Below are 18,432 nucleotides of genomic sequence, written 5' to 3'. Positions count from 1 at the left end.
GTTGGCAAAGATCGGTTCGCGGTAGGTGGTGCGGTGCGCAACCAAAATAGCCCGATTCAGGTGGGTCGACCGTAATCTCGGCTCGACGGTCATTTACGAAACTGGCAATCTCCGTTGGCGGGATCGGTCGGCCAGATGCATTGGTGCCCTTTGGTTTTCGCCGGAGAAAATGGGCAAACGGGTATCCATAGTCCAATTCACGCCGATATAGTCGGTTGATGTCGGATGCCGACCAAGATGTCGAAGTGCGTTCCGCGCCAACGCTTACCGCGCCGACAATTTGGCAGCGGCTGGTGCCATTCGCCATCCTGCTCGCGGTGACTGCGCTGGCGGTGTCCATCTGGGTGGCGGTGCGCGTGTCGACGAACGAAGCCAATGGCGTTGCGCTGCGTGGTGATCCGAAGACGCGCGTATGTACCGCCTTCGAGATGGTGACTGCCATACAGTCGCGCAGTGATCTGGCGCCTGCCAATGCGAGCCTGGCACTGCTCGGCGGTGGCGACTACCTGATGCGCCAGCTGGACGCCAACACCCCGGCCCATCTCGCCGGCGCCGTCCGAGCTTTCGCCCGCGACCTGCAGGAAGTCGGAATGAACGCGCTGGCCGGTGTGCCGTACAACGATCCCCGGCAGGCCGCGCGGCAGGCCGAAGGCGACTTCGAGCGCAGGCAGGTCGCCGACCTCTGCAAATGAGGTCAGTGGGGTGGTTTCCGCTCGGCCCGGGGCTTGAGCAGATTGTCGAGCAGATACGCGCCGGCTGCCGCGGCGGCGAAGACGATCAGTAGCCACAACGGCGGGTGGGCCAGCTCCCACACGAACAGCGCGGCCCACGCGGGCGCGCTCTGGGTGATCGCCAGCACGCCCGCGGCACAGGCCAGTGACACCGCAGGCACGTTCACCGTCACCGGTGTCCACGTGTTCACCGCGATCGCCACCACCGAGCCCATCGCCGCGCCGGTCGCCAGCGCGGGGGTGAGCAGACCGCCGACCGCGCCGGCACGGAGAAACAGCGCGGTCAGCAGTGGCTTGAGCAGCAGGATGACCCCGGCCGAGGCGAGGGTCAGGCCGTCGGCGACGCTGACGGTCAACACGCTCTTGCCATTGCCCGGTAACTCAGGCCACCAGTGGGACAGGACCCCGATCGACAGCCCGGCGGCCGCGATCGCCGGGATCAGGAGCCACGAGTTGCCGACCCGATGCGCTCTGGCGTGGTCCATCAGCCGGTTGAACCCCCGGCCCACCGCCAGCGCCAACGGGGCGAGCAGGATCGCGAATCCGGTGAGCAGGTAGGACAGCTCGGGATTCGGCCAGTGCAGCGGCACGTCGAGGCGGGTGACCGGAGCCGCCACTGCCACCGCGATGCTCGAGGTGATCAGCGCCGTGCCGACCGTACGCAGACGCCAGCTGCGCAGCACAATCTGGATGGCGAACAGGGCGCCACCCATCGGCACGCTGTAGACCGCAGCCAGGCCCGCGCCCGCCGCGCAGCCCAGCAAGATGCGACGGTCGCTGGCGGTCAGAGCCAATCTCGACGTGCCCAGATCGCCCAGCGCGGCGGCGAATTGCCGCGGGGCGCCCTCTCGGCCCAGGGACGCACCGGCGCCGACCAGTAGCACCTGTAGACCGGCGTCGATGGTCAACGTCAGCCTTTGCATCGGCCCGGGTGCGTTGATGGCATCGGTCAACGAGGGCACCGGATTCCGCCGGCGAAGCAGCCACCAGCCCAGACCGGCCAGGGCGCCGCCGATCATCGGTCCCACCGCGCGTCGCACCGGGCTGGAACCGGAGACGCCGTCGAGCAGTGTTCCGAAGCTGTAGTGATAGGTGAGGTGCTCCACGGCGTGCAGCACCAACGTCGTCGCGGCGCCGGCGAGCCCGGCCAGCAGACCGATCGCCATGATCGCGCAGGCGAACTCCAGGTCGCGCCGGTTCACGGGCCGAATCTATGCCACCAACCCCGGTAGTGTGACGTTCGTGGCTTCGCAGGAGACTCCGCGGTTGTTGTTCGTTCACGCCCACCCCGACGACGAGACGATGAACAACGGCGTCACCATCGCGCGCTACGTGCGACGGGGTGCCGAGGTCACCGTCGTCACCTGCACGCTCGGTGAAGAGGGCGAGATCATCGACGATCGGTGGCTGCGGCTGGCGGTCGACGAAGCCGACCAGCTCGGTGGCTACCGGATCGCCGAACTGACGACCGCCCTGCAGAAGTTGGGCTTACCGGGGCCGCGGTTTCTCGGCGGTGCGGGTCGGTGGCGCGACTCGGGCATGCCCGGCACCCCGGCGCGCGGTCGCACCAAGTTCGTCGACGCCGATTTCGACGAGGCCGTCGGGCTGCTGACCGCCGTCATCGACGAGTTGCGGCCCCACGTGGTCGCCACCTACGACCCCGACGGCGGCTACGGGCACCCCGACCACATTCAGACCCACCGCATCACGACTGCCGCCGTCGCCGCCGCGACGTGGAAGGTGCCGAAGTTCTACTGGGGTGTCATCGGGGCCAGCGCTTTTCGCGACGGCGTCAATGCGCTCGGCGATGAGGACGTGTTGGAAGACTGGATCCGGCCGCCCGCCGACGTCGAATTCGGCTTCTCCGACGAGAAGATCACCGCCGTCGTCGAGGCGCCTGAACACGTCGCCGCCAAGGTGGACGCCATCGCCGCGCACGCCACTCAGATGCTGGTCGGTCCGACCCGGCGGGCATTCACCCTGTCCAACAAGCTCGTCCTACCGGTGCTGGCCGCCGAACACTATGTGCTCGTCGAGGGCACCGCAGGCCCGACCGACGAGCGTGGTTGGGAGACCGACCTGCTCGCCGGTCTCGGCTTCGGACAGTAGGCGGGTTTGAAGCAGCATCCCGACCTGACCGCCACCAAACGTCCCGTCGCGGTCAACGAAGACCCAGATAAGACCGACCCGGCCATTCGCGCCGTGGTGCTCGCGCTGCTCGCCGTCGACGGCGTCATCTCGGCAGTGACCGGCGCGCTACTTCTGCCGTTGTATCTCGGCTCGGTGCCGTTCCCGATCAGCGCGTTGGTCACTGGGCTGGTGAATCTGGCCCTGGTGTGGGCGGCCGTGCATTGGACGGATTCGGACCGCCTGGCCGCACTGCCGTTGCTGACGTGGCTGGTCACCGTCGCCCTGCTGACGCTCGGCGGGCCGGGCGGCGACATCGTCTTCGGCGGCCCGGGCGTGATGGCCTACTCGGTCTTGGTGTTCCTGGCGCTGGGCGCCGCGCCGCCGGCGCTTCTCCTGTGGCGGCACAACCGTCCTCGCTGAGGCTGTTACTTGGCGGCCTTGTCCGCCGTCGGACCGTGGCTGCGTGCCGAGCCCGCCGTGCCCTGCTTCTTACCGGTGTCACCTTGTGACTTGGCCGCGCCACTCTTGCCGGATGTCGCACTGGTGTTGTCGGCCTTGGCGGACTTCGACGCGCTGGGGGTGGTGACGGTGGTGACGGCGGTGTCGGTGACCGCTTCGGCGGTCAGCGTGCCCGCCGATTGGGTGACCACCTGCAGGCGGGCGGAGTGGCCCGTTCCCGTGGTGGCGGCCGCTTTGGCCGGCGCAGCCTGGTCAGCGCTTGCGGCGGCGGCGGGCACCCTCGCCGCGGCGGCAGCCGACCCTGGCAATGGCGGCAGCGGGATTGGGAACCACTGCAGCGTGACGATGTAGTTGATCTCTGCGTTGATGGTCTGGCCCAGGGCGGTGCCGGTGGTGTTGGCAAGGGCTCTCAGGCCGTTACCCCACACGGACGGGTTCCAGAAGTCATTGACCACCGGGTCGAGGAAGTCGTAGACGAAGGAGTTGGCCACTGGCACGGTGAAGTTGTTGTACCAGATCTGAATCTGGTCGCTGATGAGATAGCCCAACGGGATCCATCCCAGTAAATACGGCCCGAGGTCGTTGGCCCAGTAGTTCGCCCAGTACATGATCACGTTGTAGGCGGCATCGATGGCGTTCGACGCGTTGTTGTTCGCCTGCGCCGCGGCCTGGGTGTGGGGTTGCTGCACCGCCGCCGCGGGGGAGGCCTGGCCCAGCACCGCCGCAGCGGTGTCGACCTGGTTTACCAGGGGCTGAACGGCTGCCGACAGGCGCACGGTGTCCGTCGTGATCGAGGCCGGTGCCGATGGCTGGATCGGGACGAGTGTGATAGCCCCGACGACCATCGCCGCCACACCTGCCGTCAGATAGGAACGGGTGGACACGGTCATGGCGGAACCCCCTGCTTGGATTTCAGCTAACAACGACAATTTACGTTGCTGATGGCGCAGTGTTACAACTTTCTTAGCCGTGTCCGCGTGTTTGTGGGGCGCTGAGACACGGGGTCGCGCCGTTAACTGCGCGGACTACTGTGTGGACCATGTCCGTCACCCGAGTTTCAGATTGTGAGACACCCGGATGATTTCCCAGCTCTGGACGGTTATCGGGGAGTGGCCCTGAACTCGCAGCCAAGTAGTCCGCTGCCCATCCCGGTGGTTCCGCCGCGGACCGAAGCTCCCTCGCCTGCGGCGATGAGACGTGTCCTGCGTCGCGCCCGGGATGGTGTCGCGCTCAATGTCGACGAGGCGGCGATCGCGCTGACCGCCCGGGGCGATGATCTCGTGGATCTGTGTGCCAGTGCGGCCCGGGTCCGCGATGCCGGCCTGGAATCGGCCGGCCGCCGCGGTGCGAACGGTCGCCTGCCGGTGACGTATTCGCGCAAGGTGTTCATCCCGGTGACGCACCTGTGCCGCGACACCTGCCACTACTGCACGTTCGTCACGGTGCCGGGCAAGCTGCGAGCGCAGGGCCAGGGCATGTTCATGGAGCCCGACGAAATACTCGACGTTGCGCGGCGCGGCGCCGAATTGGGTTGCAAGGAAGCCCTGTTCACTCTCGGTGACCGTCCGGAGGCGCGCTGGCCAGAAGCCAAGCAGTGGCTCGACGAGCGGGGCTATGACTCCACGCTGGACTATGTGCGGGCGATGGCGATCCGGGTGCTCGAAGAGACCGGTCTGCTCCCGCATCTGAACCCCGGTGTGATGAGCTGGTCGGAGCTGTCGCGGCTCAAGCCGGTGGCGCCCTCGATGGGCATGATGCTCGAGACGACCTCGCGCCGGCTGTTCGAGACCAAGGGCGAGGCCCATTACGGCAGTCCCGACAAGGATCCCGCCGTGCGGCTGCGGACGTTGGATGACGCTGGCAGGCTTTCAGTTCCCTTCACCACGGGTCTGCTGGTGGGCATCGGCGAGACGCTGATCGAGCGCGCCGAGACCATCCACGCGATCCGGCGCTCGCACAAGGAATTCGGCCATGTCCAGGAAGTGATCGTGCAGAACTTCCGGGCCAAGGACCACACCGCGATGGCGTCGGTGCCCGATGCCGACATCGACGACTTCCTGGCCACACTGGCGGTGACCCGCCTGGTGATGGGGCCCAAGATGCGCATCCAGGCCCCACCGAACCTGGTGTCGCGGCAGGAGTGCCTCGCCCTGATCGGCGCGGGCGTCGACGACTGGGGCGGGGTGTCGCCGCTGACGCCCGACCACGTCAACCCCGAACGGCCGTGGCCCGCGCTTGACGAGCTGGCCGCGGTGACCGCCGAGGCGGGCTACGACCTGGTGCAGCGTCTGACGGCCCAGCCGCAGTACGTGCAGGCCGGTGCAGCCTGGATCGACCCCCGCGTTTACGGGCACGTCGAGGCGCTGGCCGACCCCGAGACCGGTTACGCCCTCGACGTCAATCCGGTAGGCCGGCCCTGGCAGGAGCCCGATGAGGCGACCGAGTCGCTGGGGCGCACCGACCTGCACACGGCGATCGACAGCGAGGGCCGGCTGACCGAGACCCGCAGTGATCTGGGCAGCGCGTTCGGCGACTGGGAATCCATCCGCGAGAAGGTGCACGAGCTCGCCGCCCGCGCTCCCGAGCGGCTCGACACCGATGTGCTGGCCGCGTTGCGATCCGCCGAGCGCGATCCTGCCGGATGCACCGACGACGAGTACTTCGCGCTGGCCACCGCGGACGGACCCGCGATGGATGCCGTTGCAGCCCTTGCTGATTCGCTTCGCCGCGATGCCGTCGGCGACGACGTCACGTTCGTGGTCAACCGCAACATCAATTTCACCAACATCTGCTACACCGGCTGCCGGTTCTGTGCGTTCGCCCAACGTAAGGGCGACGCCGACGCCTACTCGCTGTCCACCGACGAAGTCGCCGACCGTGCCTGGGAGGCGCACGTCGCCGGTGCCACCGAGGTGTGCATGCAGGGCGGCATCGACCCCGAGTTGCCGGTCACCGGCTACGCCGACCTGGTGCGCGCGGTGAAGGCACGTGTGCCGTCCATGCACGTGCACGCGTTCTCGCCGATGGAGATCTCCAATGGGGTCACCAAGAGCGGCTTGAGCATTCGGGAATGGCTGACGGCGCTGCGGGAAGCCGGTCTTGGCTCCATCCCCGGCACGGCCGCCGAGATTCTCGATGATGAAGTGCGCTGGGTGCTCACCAAGGGCAAGCTGCCGACGTCGATGTGGATCGAGGTGGTCAGCACCGCGCACGAGGTCGGCCTGCGGTCCAGCTCGACGATGATGTACGGCCACGTCGACACCCCGCGGCACTGGGTCGGTCACCTCAATGTGTTGCGCGACATCCAGGATCGCACCGGTGGTTTCACCGAGTTCGTGCCGCTGCCGTTCGTGCACCAGAGCTCGCCGCTGTACCTGGCCGGCGGCGCTCGGCCCGGGCCGACGCACCGCGACAACCGTGCGGTGCACGCGCTGGCGCGAATCATGCTGCACGGCAGGATCTCCAACATCCAGACCAGCTGGGTCAAGCTGGGTGTGGAGCGCACCCAGGTGATGCTGACCGGTGGCGCCAACGATCTGGGCGGAACGCTGATGGAGGAGACCATCTCGCGGATGGCGGGTTCGGAGAACGGCTCGGCGAAGTCGGTCGAAGAGCTGGTCGCCATCGCCGAGGGCATCGGCCGCCCGGCCCGCCAGCGCACTACGACGTACGCCGACCGCGCTGCCTGAGGAGGCTGCCCGCCTTCGGTTGTCTGGGGATAGTGACGCGCTGTCGGTGTCACCACTGCATCTGCGGCTGTCGCTAGTTAATATACGAAACGTCTAGTATCAGTTACCGCGCGGAACACCTGAGCGGCCTGGTATCGGGTATCCGACAAGTTAGGGCACACTGAGTCGGCTATCCAGCGACCGGCATCGGATACTAGGCGTTCTCAGCGCCAGCGCTAGACACACAGCCACACCGAATAACAGCCACCCCGACGAGTAGACAGACCGAGGAGAACCTCAGTGACGTACACGATTGCCGAACCCTGCGTCGACATCAAGGACAAGGCATGTATTGAGGAATGCCCGGTCGACTGCATCTACGAGGGCGCGCGCATGCTGTTCATCCACCCCGATGAATGCGTTGATTGTGGCGCGTGTGAGCCGGTTTGCCCCGTCGAGGCGATCTACTACGAGGACGACGTTCCGGATCAGTGGTCGCAGTACACCCAGATCAACGCTGACTTCTTCGCCGAACTCGGTTCGCCGGGCGGCGCCTCCAAGGTCGGGCAGACCGATAACGACCCGCAGTTCATCAAGGATCTGCCGCCCAAGGAAGAGGACTGACGCCTCCGATCCCGTTGCGTGCGCGCCGCCGGCCACTGTCAGCGGCGCTGCCGGTCTTCCCCTGGGACACCCTTGCCGAAGTGACGGCCACCGCGCGGGCGCACCCCGGTGGCATCGTCGACCTGTCGGTGGGCACCCCGGTGGACGAGGTGGCTCCGGTAATCCGGGCCGCCCTCGCCGAGGCCAGCGCCGCACCGGGCTATCCGACGACCGCGGGTACGCCGGCCCTGCGCGCCTCGGCGGTAGCCGCGTTGCACCGGCGCTACGGCATCACCGGGCTGACCGAGCAGGCGGTGCTGCCGGTCATCGGCACCAAGGAGCTGATCGCGTGGCTGCCCACGCTGTTGGGTGTGGGTGCCGACGACGTGGTCGTGGTGCCCGAGTTGGCCTATCCCACCTATGACGTGGGGGCGCGGCTGGCCGGCGCCCGGGTGATCCCCGCGGATTCGGTGACCCAGCTCGGTCCCGAATCGCCCGCGGTGCTGTTCATCAACTCTCCGAGTAACCCGACGGGCAAGGTGCTGGGCCGCGACCATCTACGCAAGGTGATCGAATGGGCCCGCGAGCGCGGCACTCTCGTGGTGTCCGACGAGTGCTATCTGGGCCTGGCGTGGGAGGCGGAGCCGACCTCGGTGCTGCATCCCTCGGTCAGCGGCGGTGACCACACCGGGCTACTGGCGGTGCACTCGCTGTCCAAGAGCTCGTCACTGGCGGGGTATCGCGCCGGGTTCGTCGCCGGCGACCCTGACGTGGTCGCGGAGTTGTTGGCGGTGCGTAAACACGCCGGAATGATGGTGCCGACGCCGGTGCAGGCGGCGATGGTGGCCGCGCTCGACGATGACGCCCATGAACTGGAGCAGCGGCAGCGCTATGCGCGCCGCCGCGATGTCCTGCTCGCCGCGATGCGGTCAGCGGATTTCACCGTCGACGATTCCGAGGCGGGGCTGTACTTGTGGGCTACTCGCGGTGAGCCGTGCCGGACGACCCTGTCCTGGCTGGCCGAGCGTGGCATTCTGGTCGCTCCCGGGGAGTTCTACGGGGCCCGGGGTGCGCAGCACGTTCGGGTGGCTCTGACCGCAACGGACGAACGAATCGCCGCCGCAGTGGAGCGGCTGGGCTAGCAAGCCCAACCGCCCCACCCAAGCGGGGTCAGGTACTTCTCGTTAGTTCATGTTCCAGGGTTCGCCGTAGGTGGTGACGCTGTCGCCGGCCTTGGAGATCAGCCGGGCGAACGGGCGCAGCAGCACACCGCCGGCGGCACCGGTGACGGTGCCGTGGGCGTTGGCCACGGCCACCGAGCCGTTGGGGCCCGAGACGTCCACCGAGAAGGTGGCGACTTCCTGGATACCGGGGCCGTTGCCCAGGTCAGCGCTGATCGAGACACCCGGGAACAGGTTCGGGGTGATCACCGATCCCAGCGGGTTGAAGCCCGTCGGGGAGATGTTCGCGTCGTCGAGCAGGATGTTGGGCGTGGTGTAGCTGAAGTTGATGCCCACACCCAGCGACCACGGGAAGCCGACCTGGTAGCCCAGCTCCAAGGTGCCCGCGAAGTCATCGGCGCCCGGGCCGACCACGCTGTAGACAGCCTTGCCGGAGTGGAACCACTCACGAGTCAGCCGGTTGCGGTCCAGGGGGAACACGCCATTGAGGAAGGTGTCCCACTGCTGAATCGTCATCGTGCGGCCACCGCCGTCGACCAGACTCAGCTCGTTATCCAAACCTGCGTGTGAAGTGCCTGTCCCGACGAACAACGCCGCGACGGCGGCGATCATCGCCACCAGCACTCGACCCATACGTTTCATGCTGACCCCTTGGTGCTTAGTGGTTCGACGGTAATCGGGGGGCCCCGAACACCGAGGTTTTCTTGCGTCGTGACAGGGCTCACACCCAGTCATGACAAAGGCCTCATCGGTAACAGATGCAACATTGTTACCAGGTTGGTTGAAAATATTCTCGGTGAATGCGGCGCGGCTACTTGACGACGTTGATCAGGCGGTTGCCCGCAGGCTTAGTGACAGTAATAGCCTGACGTCGGGATCGCTCAGTGAGGTGGAAAGTGCCTGTTCAAGGCGGCGGACCCGGTAGCGGACGGTGTTGGGGTGCACGTGCAGCGTCGCGGCGGCCGCCGCGACGTCGCCGAAGCTGTCCAGGTATACCAGCAAGGTCTCGGCCAGCACGGGCTCGGCTTCCCGTAATCGGCGCACCCGCGGGTCCACCAGCCGGGGCTCGGCGGCCACCAGCGTGACGATTTCGTCGAGTAACACCGTCGTGCGGGCCTCGGCCAGGGTCGTCACCTGACCGAAGACCGGGTGACGCGCTGCGCTGTCGAAGACGCGGTCGATCTCGCGGCGCGCGCCGGCGATGGCGGTCAGGCCGGCGACCGGGGCCGCGATCACCGCCCGCAGGTCCAGGCCGAGCTCGGTGCGTAGCGCGCCGATCGTGCCGCGGATCCACGACACGACCGCGGCCGTGCGGCCGGAGTCCGGCAGCACGACATACACCCGCTGCCCATTGGCAGCCACCTGCGCATCGGGGCGAAACGCGCTCGCACTCAGGGCCAGAACGTCAGCAGTCCGGGGGTGGGCGTCGCCCGCGATGAAGCCGATCACGGCCGCACGCCCGTCGAGCGGGACCCCGAGCTCGCGTGCCAAGGTGACGACGTCGGTCTCGTCGGTGTCGGCGAGTCCGAGTAGCTGTTGCACGGCCAGCAGATGCGCCGATGGCCGGGCCGCCAGCCTGGCCATGATCCGGGCCGCCAGCACCGCCGCACCGCGCAGCACCTCCTCGGCATCGTCGGCCAGCGGTCGAGTGCCCTGCTGGACCCAGATGGTGCCGGAGAAGGGTACGGTCGCGTCCCGGCGGTGGATGCCGATGGCCAGCCGCGGCCGCAGCCCCAATTCCGGCCGCTCGTCGACCGCGACCACGTCGGCACCGGCGCGAAGCCGATCGAAGATGCCCCATTGGGCGATCCAGCGCAGATGCTCCGGTGGGCCGGCCCGGCCCAGGATCGACAACCGCCGCAGCTCGTCGGCCTCTTCGTTGGACGCCGAATAGGCCAGCACGTGCGACTGCTCGTCTTCAATGCTGACCATGCCGTGGGTGCGGTCGGCGATCGATTGCGCCAGGGCGAACAGGTCGGTGCCCGAATCCGTGACCGAGTCGGTCCTCCGGTGCTCGAATACGTGGTTGACCAGGCGATACAACCGTTCCCACCGGGCTTTGGGGTCGACGGCGACGACGGCGGTCCCGGCGGCGACAGCTCGGTCGACGACGGCGTCGGAGGGTTCCTTGGCGAATATCGCGGCCGGCGGGCCGTGCGCGGCGATCTGCCGGTCCAGCCATCCGATCGCATCGGCGTCGGAGATTCCGAGGAGAAAGAACACATCCGCCGAGCCGGCGCTGAAGGACAGGCCCAGCCGCACATCGTCGGCGTCGATCAGGGCTGCCGACCGCACCGGACGGTCCAGCCCCCGCGGCGCCTCAACGAGCCGGACCAGCGTCGCATCCAGGGCCAACACCAGCTGGCCCAGTCCGACGCCGACCTCCCGCATGTTGTCAGACTCTACTAGTGGCATCGGTCAGTCTTGTCGGATCAGCCAACGGTTTGCGGCGCGCCGGGCGCAATCCTGGACAGCATGGATGCCCGCACCGACGTTCCCGTGCCCGCCAACGAGCCGGTTCACGATTTCGCACCTCACTCCGCTGAGCGGGCCCGCCTCACCGCGGCCCTCCACGATCTATCGACCAGCCCCATCGACCTACCGCACGTCATCGGCGGCCGGCACCGCCTGGGTGACGGCGAGCGCATCGACGTCACCCAGCCGCACCGGCACAGCGCCCGGCTGGGCACCCTGTCCAACGCCACCACCGCCGATGCCGTGGCGGCGGTCGACGCAGCCATGACCGCCAAACGAGAATGGGCCGCCACCCCGTTCGACGACCGCGCCGCGGTATTCCTGCGGGCCGCCGACCTGCTGGCCGGCCCATGGCGCGAGAAGATCGCCGCGGCCACCATGCTGGGCCAGTCCAAGACCGCCTACCAGGCCGAGATCGACGCCCCCTGCGAGCTGGTCGACTTCTGGCGCTTCAATGTCGCCTTCGCCCGCCAGATCCTGGCTCAGCAGCCGACCAGCGGCCCGGGCGTGTGGAACCGCACCGACTACCGCCCGCTGGACGGCTTCGTCTATGCCGTCACACCGTTCAACTTCACCGCGATCGCCGGCAATCTGCCGACCGCGCCGGCGCTGATGGGCAACACCGTGGTCTGGAAGCCGTCGATCACCCAGACCTTCGCCGCCTACCTGACCATGCAGCTGCTGGAGGCCGCCGGTCTGCCGGCCGGGGTGATCAACCTTGTTACCGGCGACGGATTTGCGGTCTCCGATGTGGTGCTCGCCGACCGGCGGCTATCGGGCATTCACTTCACCGGGTCCACCGCCACCTTCCAGCATCTGTGGCGCGAGGTCGGCACCCGCATCGCCGACTACGACAGCTACCCGCGGCTGGTCGGGGAGACCGGCGGCAAGGACTTCGTCGTCGCGCACAGCTCGGCGAATCCGGATGTGTTGCGCACGGCCCTGATTCGCGGTGCGTTCGACTACCAGGGGCAGAAGTGCTCGGCCGCCTCGCGCGCGTTCGTTCCGCGCTCGCTGTGGCAGACGATGGGCGACGACTTCCTCGGCGCCACCGCGGCGTTGACCTACGGTGACGTCACCGACCTGGCGAACTATGGCGGAGCCGTCATCGACGCCCGTGCATTCGCCAAGAATGCGCGGGCCTTGGAAAGGGCCAAGAGCGCCCCCGGCGTCACCATCGCGGTTGGCGGCGAATGTGACGACAGCGAAGGCTATTTCGTACAGCCGACGGTCCTGCTGTCCGACGACCCGACCGACGAGGCGTTCTCATGCGAGTACTTCGGGCCGATCCTGGCCGTGCACATATACCCCGACAACGAGTTCGATGACGTGCTTGACGTCGTCGACAAGGGCTCCCGCTACGCGCTGACCGGCGCGGTGATCGCCGACGATCGGGCCGCCGTGGCGACGGCGGCCGATCGGCTGCGATTCGCCGCGGGCAATTTCTACGTCAACGACAAGCCGACCGGAGCCGTCGTCGGACAGCAGCCGTTCGGCGGATCGCGGGCCTCGGGCACCAACGACAAAGCCGGCTCCGCGCTCAACCTGCTGCGGTGGACCTCGGCGCGTTCGATGAAGGAGACGTTCGTCCCGCCCACCGATCACATCTACCCGCACATGGGGGTGGAGTCATGAGCGCCTTCACTCGAGTCGCGCGACCCGCGATCCTGGCTGCCGGGCGCTCAGAGCGGTTGCGCCACAGCGCCGAACGCATGCCGGTCGCCCGCGATGTCGTGCGCCGGTTCGTGCCAGGCGAAACGATCGACGACGCTCTGGTCGCGGTGACCGCATTGCGCGACACGGACCGGCTGGTCAGCATCGACTACCTCGGTGAGGATGTCGCCGATATCGACGCCGCCGAGGGGACCGTCAAGGCCTACCTGCTACTGCTCGACGCGCTCGGTGCCCGCGGCGAGAACGCGGCGGCGATACGCCCGCTGGAGGTGTCGCTGAAACTGTCCGCCCTCGGCCAGGCGCTGCCCGCCGACGGCGACAAGATCGCCTTGGAGAACGCCCACGCCATCTGTCAACGGGCCCAGCAGATCGGCGCCTGGGTCACCATCGACGCCGAGGACCACACCACCACCGACTCAACGCTCTCGATCGTGCGCGAACTGCGCACCGAGTTCGCCTTCGTGGGAACGGTTTTGCAGGCCTACCTCAAACGTACCGAGGCCGACTGTGCCGAGTTCGCCGCGGCCGGCGCCCGCATCCGGTTGTGCAAGGGCGCCTACGACGAGCCGGCATCGGTGGCCTACCGGGACGCAGGTGAGGTCACGCAGTCTTACCTGCGCTGCTTGCGCACGCTGATGGCCGGCAGCGGGTACCCCATGGTCGCCTCGCACGATCCCGCCGTCATCGCAGCAGCCGGTGAACTAGCCCGCCAATGTAACCGTGGCGTAAGTGAATTCGAATACCAGATGTTGTACGGCATCCGCGACGGCGAGCAGCGCAGGCTGGCGGCGCAGGGCGACCACGTGCGGGTGTACGTGCCCTTCGGTACGCAGTGGTACGGCTATTTCGTCCGCCGACTTGCCGAACGCCCGGCCAACCTGATGTTCTTCCTGCGGGCACTGGCGCAGCGGGGTTGACGGCGGACCAGGGCGTCGCGAATGTGGATGGGGATGATAAGGCCGAGGGCCATGGCGGTGACGACCAACGCGGCGGTTGCCGCATCGGACATCGTCACGGCGACCAGTTCCGGTGTGGTGGATGCCGGTAGCTGTGCCAGCCCGCTGAGCGTCCGGAACACGTACACCCCTGGGACCAGTGCGACGACTGCGGCGAAACCTATGGCTGCGAACGGGATTCGCAGCTTGTGTGAGACCGGCGCGAGCACGGCGCCGACCAGCAGGCAGGCAAGGAACGCCGAGCTGGCCAGGCTCAGGTGCCACACCGTGGTCGCCCACCAGTGCAGGGCATGGGCCGCCATCCCGGTCGCGATCGGCCAACCGATCATCCGGTAGGGCATGGAAAAGTAGACCGGGTAGCAGGCGGCGGCGACGCCTGCTGCGAGCACGTCAGCGATCAGCGGCACGGCCGCCGCGCCACCGCTCACCGGCAGGGTCTGTCCACCTAGTCTCAGGCCAAGGATCAATCCCGCGGCGATCGCGGCGAGGACCAAGGCGGCGTAGCCGAGCCGGGCGATCCCCAGAGTTATCCGCAACGCCAGCACGTCCATCGCGCCGTTGAGTACGTGCGGCCCTGGCACGAGCACCATGGCTGGGCAGACTGTGATCAGTGCCGCGGCGCCGATGTTGAGGTGCATGGCCAGCGCCCCAACGGCACCGGCAACGGTGGCCGCGGCGAATGCTTGCATCGGTGGGCCCGCGGAGAACCGCCCCAGCCCGCGACGTAGCGCGCCGCCGGCGGCGGCGCTGATCGCGGCCAGCACAATGGCGCGCACCTCGTCGACGCCGAACACCACCGCCAGAGCCGCAGCGCCTGCGGCGCAGGCCGCTACGAAAGCCGCTGTACTGGAAAATTTTTCGCCAGCGGCAAGAGTCAAGTCGCGGTCGAGTTCGGCGCGATCAAGAGGCCCGTCCTCGGCACGATCGATGGCCCGCATCGCCCTGGCGACGCGACGCATGTTCACCCCGACAGGGCTGACCGGAGCCACTCGCACCGGCGCGGCGGGATCGTCGGTCACGGCCAGCAGCGAGGCCCAGGAGGGGACTACCGTCGTGTGGCTGTCGAGCCCCTGGTTGATCCGGTCGACGGCCACCAGCACCATCTGCGTCGACTGGCCGTTGCCGTAGAGCAGGGCCGCTGCTCGCAGCGTGAGATCGCGGTCGGTTGCAACGTCGGACACTCTCACCTCCCATGTGCACGAAAGTCACCCGGATACCCGCCACTGATCCTCTCCCGCGGCTGCAGGCCGCACCGGCTCATCGACAGCTCAGGTCCAGGCGTGTCGGGGGTTGCCGATGGCAAGGCGCATCATGGAAGCGCCCGATCGGGCCCCTTGGTGTCGAAAGGACCCCCACTGAACGCACTGGACGCCATCACTCTGCTGATCGCCGGTGTGCTCGGCGGATTGACCGGCAGCATCGCCGGTCTGGCTTCGGTCGCCACCTATCCAGCGCTGCTCGCCGTCGGGTTGCCACCGGTGACGGCCAACGTCACCAACACGGTGGCGTTGGTGTTCAACGGCATCGGCTCGGCGTGGGGGTCGCGACCCGAACTCGTCGGGCAGGGCCGCTTCCTGGTCCGCAGTGCGCCAGTGACCGTCGCCGGCGGCGCCGTCGGTGCGGTGCTCCTACTGACCACACCTGCCGACGCCTTCGAGAAGGTGGTCCCGGTACTGCTCGCCCTGGCGTCGGTGGCGATCGTCGCGCCCCGCGGGACACCCCGCCCGGGCCGGCGTCGTCGCGTGGTGGTGGTGGCCGAGATGGCGGCGATGTTCGGGATCGCGCTCTACGGCGGCTATTTCGGCGCGGCGGCCGGCGTGCTCTTCCTGGCGTTGCTGCTCAACGCGGGCGCAGACAGTCTGGCCCACGCCAATGCCACCAAGAACATTCTGCTCGGGCTGGCCAACACGGTGGCGGCGGTGCTGTTCGCCGTCCTTGCCCCGGTGCACTGGCTTGCGGTTATCCCGTTGGGCGCGGGCTGTCTGATCGGATCGCGACTGGGTCCTATCGTCGTGCGGCGTGCGCCGGCCACCCCGCTGCGTATCGTGATTGGCGCCGCCGGGCTGGTGCTGGCCGTCAAGCTGGGTTTCGACGCCTACCGATAGGTGCCAGCGCCACCAGCGCTATCCCCACGGCGAACCCGACACTGGCCGCCACCGGGAAACGTCCCTCAGGTGCGAAACCGAGCGCGGCGAACACCGACATCGTGACGGCGATCGCGACAGTGCCGGCGAATAGCAGCACCTCGCCCAGCCACGCCGGGATCGGGACCGCGAGGGTAGGCAGCGGCGCGGAGAACAACGCGCGCCCCCACCACAACAACGCCAGTTCGACGACCGCCACCACCGCCAGGATTGCCACCCACGCCAGGCGGAACCACCACCAGTCCGCCGTGCCGAGCGTCGGTTGCGGCAGCAGCCCGGTCGGATAACCCGCCAGCGCCACGATCACCACCGGGATCATGTGCCATAGGTAGAGCGCCATCACATTGTCGTTGGCGATCACCAGAATGCGTTGGGCGCGAGCCGATTTCAACATCCCGTTGACAACGGGGGCGGCGGCCAGCGCCAGCCCGGCCTCCACGCCGCCAAGCGCGAGGAGCGCCAGGTTGGGTGGGCCGGTGTTGTCTACGACCGCGCCGGGAACGCCGATCATGGCGACCGGGTAGGGCCCCACGGTGACCAGCAGCACCAACACGACCGCCGAACCCGCAGCCAGCCCGATCGCAACCCGCCCGCGCAACATGCCGTCCTGCCAGGCGATCCCGAGCTGATAGAGCACCGCCCATACCAGCAGATGGTTCAGCCAGCCGACATACGGCACATGGGCGCCGATCGTCGCCGCGTCGACGCCGGCGATTACCAGCGTCGTCACCACCGGCACCCACAGGCCCCACCGCCGATGGGCGGCCACCGCCACCGGCGTCAGCGCGACGACCAGCACGTAGATGCCCAGGAACCAGAGATGCATGGCCACCGCCCAGGCACCGAAGTCCAGCTCTGAGCCCGCCACGCCGACGCCGCCCAACACCGCCACGACCAACAGTGCGAACACCACGTAGACCGCGGTCGGCCCCAGCGGGCGGACCAGCCTGCGGCGCAACCAGGCCTGCCGGGACTCGTCGGGTTTGCGCTGCATCCACGACACCGCGCTGGCGTAACCGGCGACCACGAAGAACACCGGCACCACCTGGAAGATCCAGGTCAGCCACTGCGTCCAGGGCAGGTCCACCAAGGGGTTGTCCCGCCAGAACGCCCCGTCGGAAAAGGTCAGCGAGGCCGCCATCCAATGCCCCAGGACGACGAACAGCAGGGCACACACCCGAAAGAGATCCATCGAGTGGTTGCGCACCGTCGCCGTTGCCGTGTCAGTCATCGATCTCCATTGTGGGTGAATCGGCGCGGACACCTCAGGCCGGGAAGGCTGCGACCGGCATGACGACGCTGCCGCGGCAGGGCCCCTGGGCGATGTCGGTGTGCCAGGTGCCGCGCAGGGATCCGTCAGGCTGCGGTGAGTAGAACGCCCACGATGTGGCGGGGCTCCACTGTTTTTGGTAGCCGTCGCCCAGGAAGCAGTCCCACACCCAGTCGTAGGTGGTGGCCCACTCGGACCCGTTCCAGGTGTAGCGGGTCGGCTGCGGGATCGTCGGGTTACCGGGCGCCGGGCCGTCGACGACGGTGGCCGCGCAGGCGCCCCCCGAGCAGGTGGTCGACAGGGTGAAGGCGGCGCCGAAGTCGTTTTCCTTCTGGCGGTTCGCCGGGCTGGTGCCCGCCTTCTGCGAGGCGTAGGTCACCATCTGATAGCGCCCGTTCCATGCCAGTGGCTGACCGTGCGCCGAGGCGGGGGACAGCAGTCCCGCGGCGCAGATGGTGGCTGTGGCCAGCAGTGCGACACCCAGGCGGCCCGATTCCATGACTCCTCGAATGATCGTTGCGAGTAATCAGCGTAGCCGTCACTAAACCTCACCTGTCACATCTGTCCCATGACGCGCCGGTCAGTATTCGAAACGCTCCCGAAGCAGCAATTGCCCGTACGCGGCGATCGACTGGGCGTCGGTGATCTCGCCAGTCCGGACCATCTCTTCGAACCGACTGCGCTCGAACCACTCGAAGTGCATGTCCTGCTCTTCGTGCTCGCGCTCGGGTTCACCTGCGGTGATATCGGTGGCCAGGAACACCCACCCCCGCTGGCTGCTCATGCCCGCGGCGATGTCCAGACGGCCGAGAACCACGAACGAACCCGCGGTCAGGCCGGTCTCCTCGCGCAGCTCGCGGATCGCGAGTTCAGTCGGCTCGACGTCCGCCCGGTCCGGGGCGGTGCCCTGCGGGAACTCCCAGCGACGTTCGCCCAGCGGATACCGGTACTGCTCCACCAACCCCACCCGAGTGCCGTCGACGGCGATGATCAGTGCGTAGTCGGGCTTGTCGACGACGCCGTAGATGCCGGCCGAGCCGTCCTGCCGTCGAATGCTGTCCTCACGCACGGTCATCCAGTTGTTGCGGTACACCTCGCGCGACGAGACCTGGGTGATGGGCTTCACCACGCCAGTATCTTC

The 18,432-nt window shown here is 67.8% G+C and carries 17 protein-coding genes; 9 read left to right on the top strand and 8 right to left on the bottom strand.

Translation table 11 applies throughout. From position 1 onward, the window contains the following. Positions 1-218: 218 nt before the first annotated feature. Positions 219-692, top strand: a complete 474-nt coding sequence (locus G6N38_RS04335; RefSeq protein WP_163746410.1) for a hypothetical protein — start codon at positions 219-221, stop codon at positions 690-692. Positions 693-694: 2 nt separating this feature from the next. On the opposite strand, the gene G6N38_RS04330 is transcribed toward G6N38_RS04335, so the two are convergent. Then, positions 695-1,933, bottom strand: a complete 1,239-nt coding sequence (locus tag G6N38_RS04330) for a chloride channel protein (RefSeq protein WP_163746409.1) — start codon at positions 1,931-1,933, stop codon at positions 695-697. A 40-nt stretch (positions 1,934-1,973) separates the two neighbouring features. Between G6N38_RS04330 and mshB the strand changes: the two genes are divergently transcribed. Both mshB and G6N38_RS04320 read left to right on the top strand, forming a co-directional pair. After that, positions 1,974-2,840, top strand: coding sequence for an N-acetyl-1-D-myo-inositol-2-amino-2-deoxy-alpha-D-glucopyranoside deacetylase (gene mshB, locus G6N38_RS04325; protein WP_163746408.1), 867 nt, complete (start codon positions 1,974-1,976; stop codon positions 2,838-2,840). 24 nt (positions 2,841-2,864) lie between these two features. Further along, positions 2,865-3,281 (top strand): DUF6113 family protein, encoded by a 417-nt coding sequence (locus G6N38_RS04320; RefSeq protein ID WP_163751795.1) that lies wholly within the window; start codon positions 2,865-2,867, stop codon positions 3,279-3,281. Positions 3,282-3,286: 5 nt separating this feature from the next. Here G6N38_RS04320 and G6N38_RS04315 read toward each other — a convergent pair whose 3' ends face one another. Further along, complete coding sequence (locus tag G6N38_RS04315; RefSeq protein WP_163746407.1) at positions 3,287-4,210, bottom strand: hypothetical protein; 924 nt, start codon at positions 4,208-4,210, stop codon at positions 3,287-3,289. Positions 4,211-4,510: 300 nt separating this feature from the next. Here G6N38_RS04315 and G6N38_RS04310 point away from each other — a divergent pair, with 300 nt between their 5' ends. From G6N38_RS04310 to dapC, 3 genes are all read left to right on the top strand, one after another. Continuing rightward, complete coding sequence (locus tag G6N38_RS04310) at positions 4,511-7,009, top strand: bifunctional FO biosynthesis protein CofGH (RefSeq protein ID WP_407662928.1); 2,499 nt, start codon at positions 4,511-4,513, stop codon at positions 7,007-7,009. 279 nt (positions 7,010-7,288) lie between these two features. After that, complete coding sequence (gene fdxA, locus G6N38_RS04305) at positions 7,289-7,612, top strand: ferredoxin (RefSeq protein ID WP_163746406.1); 324 nt, start codon at positions 7,289-7,291, stop codon at positions 7,610-7,612. Between the two features lie 35 nt (positions 7,613-7,647). Further along, positions 7,648-8,733 (top strand): succinyldiaminopimelate transaminase, encoded by a 1,086-nt coding sequence (gene dapC / locus G6N38_RS04300; protein WP_163751793.1) that lies wholly within the window; start codon positions 7,648-7,650, stop codon positions 8,731-8,733. Between the two features lie 42 nt (positions 8,734-8,775). Here the strand turns inward: dapC and G6N38_RS04295 are convergent, their stop codons facing one another. Further along, positions 8,776-9,414 (bottom strand): porin MspA, encoded by a 639-nt coding sequence (locus G6N38_RS04295; protein WP_163746405.1) that lies wholly within the window; start codon positions 9,412-9,414, stop codon positions 8,776-8,778. Between the two features lie 186 nt (positions 9,415-9,600). Further along, on the bottom strand, positions 9,601-11,163 hold the full coding sequence (locus G6N38_RS04290; protein WP_163746404.1) for a PucR family transcriptional regulator: 1,563 nt from the start codon (positions 11,161-11,163) through the stop codon (positions 9,601-9,603). A gap of 84 nt (positions 11,164-11,247) precedes the next feature. Here G6N38_RS04290 and pruA point away from each other — a divergent pair, with 84 nt between their 5' ends. Further along, positions 11,248-12,882, top strand: coding sequence for an L-glutamate gamma-semialdehyde dehydrogenase (gene pruA, locus G6N38_RS04285; protein WP_163746403.1), 1,635 nt, complete (start codon positions 11,248-11,250; stop codon positions 12,880-12,882). Then, positions 12,879-13,838 carry a proline dehydrogenase family protein gene (locus G6N38_RS04280; RefSeq protein WP_163746402.1) on the top strand — a complete coding sequence of 320 codons (960 nt, stop codon included), beginning with the start codon at positions 12,879-12,881 and terminating at the stop codon, positions 13,836-13,838. The genes pruA and G6N38_RS04280 overlap by 4 nt, the downstream gene beginning before the upstream one ends. Here G6N38_RS04280 and G6N38_RS04275 read toward each other — a convergent pair. Beyond that, the gene (locus G6N38_RS04275) at positions 13,763-15,058 is read right to left on the bottom strand and encodes a threonine/serine exporter family protein (RefSeq protein ID WP_163746401.1); all 1,296 of its coding nucleotides are present in this window, start codon (positions 15,056-15,058) and stop codon (positions 13,763-13,765) included. The two genes, G6N38_RS04280 and G6N38_RS04275, sit on opposite strands and share 76 nt — an antisense overlap. 156 nt (positions 15,059-15,214) lie before the next feature. On the opposite strand from G6N38_RS04275, the gene G6N38_RS04270 reads away from it, so the two are divergent. Further along, positions 15,215-15,982, top strand: coding sequence for a sulfite exporter TauE/SafE family protein (locus tag G6N38_RS04270; RefSeq protein WP_246227690.1), 768 nt, complete (start codon positions 15,215-15,217; stop codon positions 15,980-15,982). On the opposite strand, the gene G6N38_RS04265 is transcribed toward G6N38_RS04270, so the two are convergent. The 3 genes from G6N38_RS04265 to G6N38_RS04255 form a co-directional block, all read right to left on the bottom strand. Then, positions 15,954-17,252 carry an acyltransferase family protein gene (locus G6N38_RS04265; RefSeq protein ID WP_163746400.1) on the bottom strand — a complete coding sequence of 433 codons (1,299 nt, stop codon included), beginning with the start codon at positions 17,250-17,252 and terminating at the stop codon, positions 15,954-15,956. The two genes, G6N38_RS04270 and G6N38_RS04265, sit on opposite strands and share 29 nt — an antisense overlap. A 34-nt stretch (positions 17,253-17,286) precedes the next feature. Continuing rightward, positions 17,287-17,790: an Rv2253 family sensor-like surface protein gene (locus G6N38_RS04260; RefSeq protein ID WP_163746399.1), complete on the bottom strand. Its 504-nt coding sequence runs from the start codon at positions 17,788-17,790 to the stop codon at positions 17,287-17,289. A gap of 81 nt (positions 17,791-17,871) precedes the next feature. Continuing rightward, complete coding sequence (locus G6N38_RS04255) at positions 17,872-18,366, bottom strand: NUDIX domain-containing protein (RefSeq protein WP_197748133.1); 495 nt, start codon at positions 18,364-18,366, stop codon at positions 17,872-17,874. Between the last annotated feature and the right edge of the window lie 66 nt (positions 18,367-18,432).

Source organism: Mycolicibacterium helvum, assembly GCF_010731895.1.
Taxonomy (GTDB): domain Bacteria; phylum Actinomycetota; class Actinomycetes; order Mycobacteriales; family Mycobacteriaceae; genus Mycobacterium; species Mycobacterium helvum.
This window is presented reverse-complemented; position numbering and strand designations above follow the sequence as displayed.

Coding starts and splice junctions, on each gene's coding strand:
- G6N38_RS04335 (WP_163746410.1), top strand. CDS start 219: ATGTCGGATGCCGACCAAGATGTCGAAGTGCGTTCCGCGCCAACGCTT.
- G6N38_RS04315 (WP_163746407.1), bottom strand. CDS start 4,210: ATGACCGTGTCCACCCGTTCCTATCTGACGGCAGGTGTGGCGGCGATG.
- G6N38_RS04310 (WP_407662928.1), top strand. CDS start 4,511: ATGAGACGTGTCCTGCGTCGCGCCCGGGATGGTGTCGCGCTCAATGTC.
- G6N38_RS04295 (WP_163746405.1), bottom strand. CDS start 9,414: ATGAAACGTATGGGTCGAGTGCTGGTGGCGATGATCGCCGCCGTCGCG.
- G6N38_RS04290 (WP_163746404.1), bottom strand. CDS start 11,163: ATGCGGGAGGTCGGCGTCGGACTGGGCCAGCTGGTGTTGGCCCTGGAT.
- pruA (WP_163746403.1), top strand. CDS start 11,248: ATGGATGCCCGCACCGACGTTCCCGTGCCCGCCAACGAGCCGGTTCAC.
- G6N38_RS04280 (WP_163746402.1), top strand. CDS start 12,879: ATGAGCGCCTTCACTCGAGTCGCGCGACCCGCGATCCTGGCTGCCGGG.
- G6N38_RS04265 (WP_163746400.1), bottom strand. CDS start 17,252: ATGACTGACACGGCAACGGCGACGGTGCGCAACCACTCGATGGATCTC.
- G6N38_RS04260 (WP_163746399.1), bottom strand. CDS start 17,790: ATGGAATCGGGCCGCCTGGGTGTCGCACTGCTGGCCACAGCCACCATC.
- G6N38_RS04255 (WP_197748133.1), bottom strand. CDS start 18,366: ATGACCGTGCGTGAGGACAGCATTCGACGGCAGGACGGCTCGGCCGGC.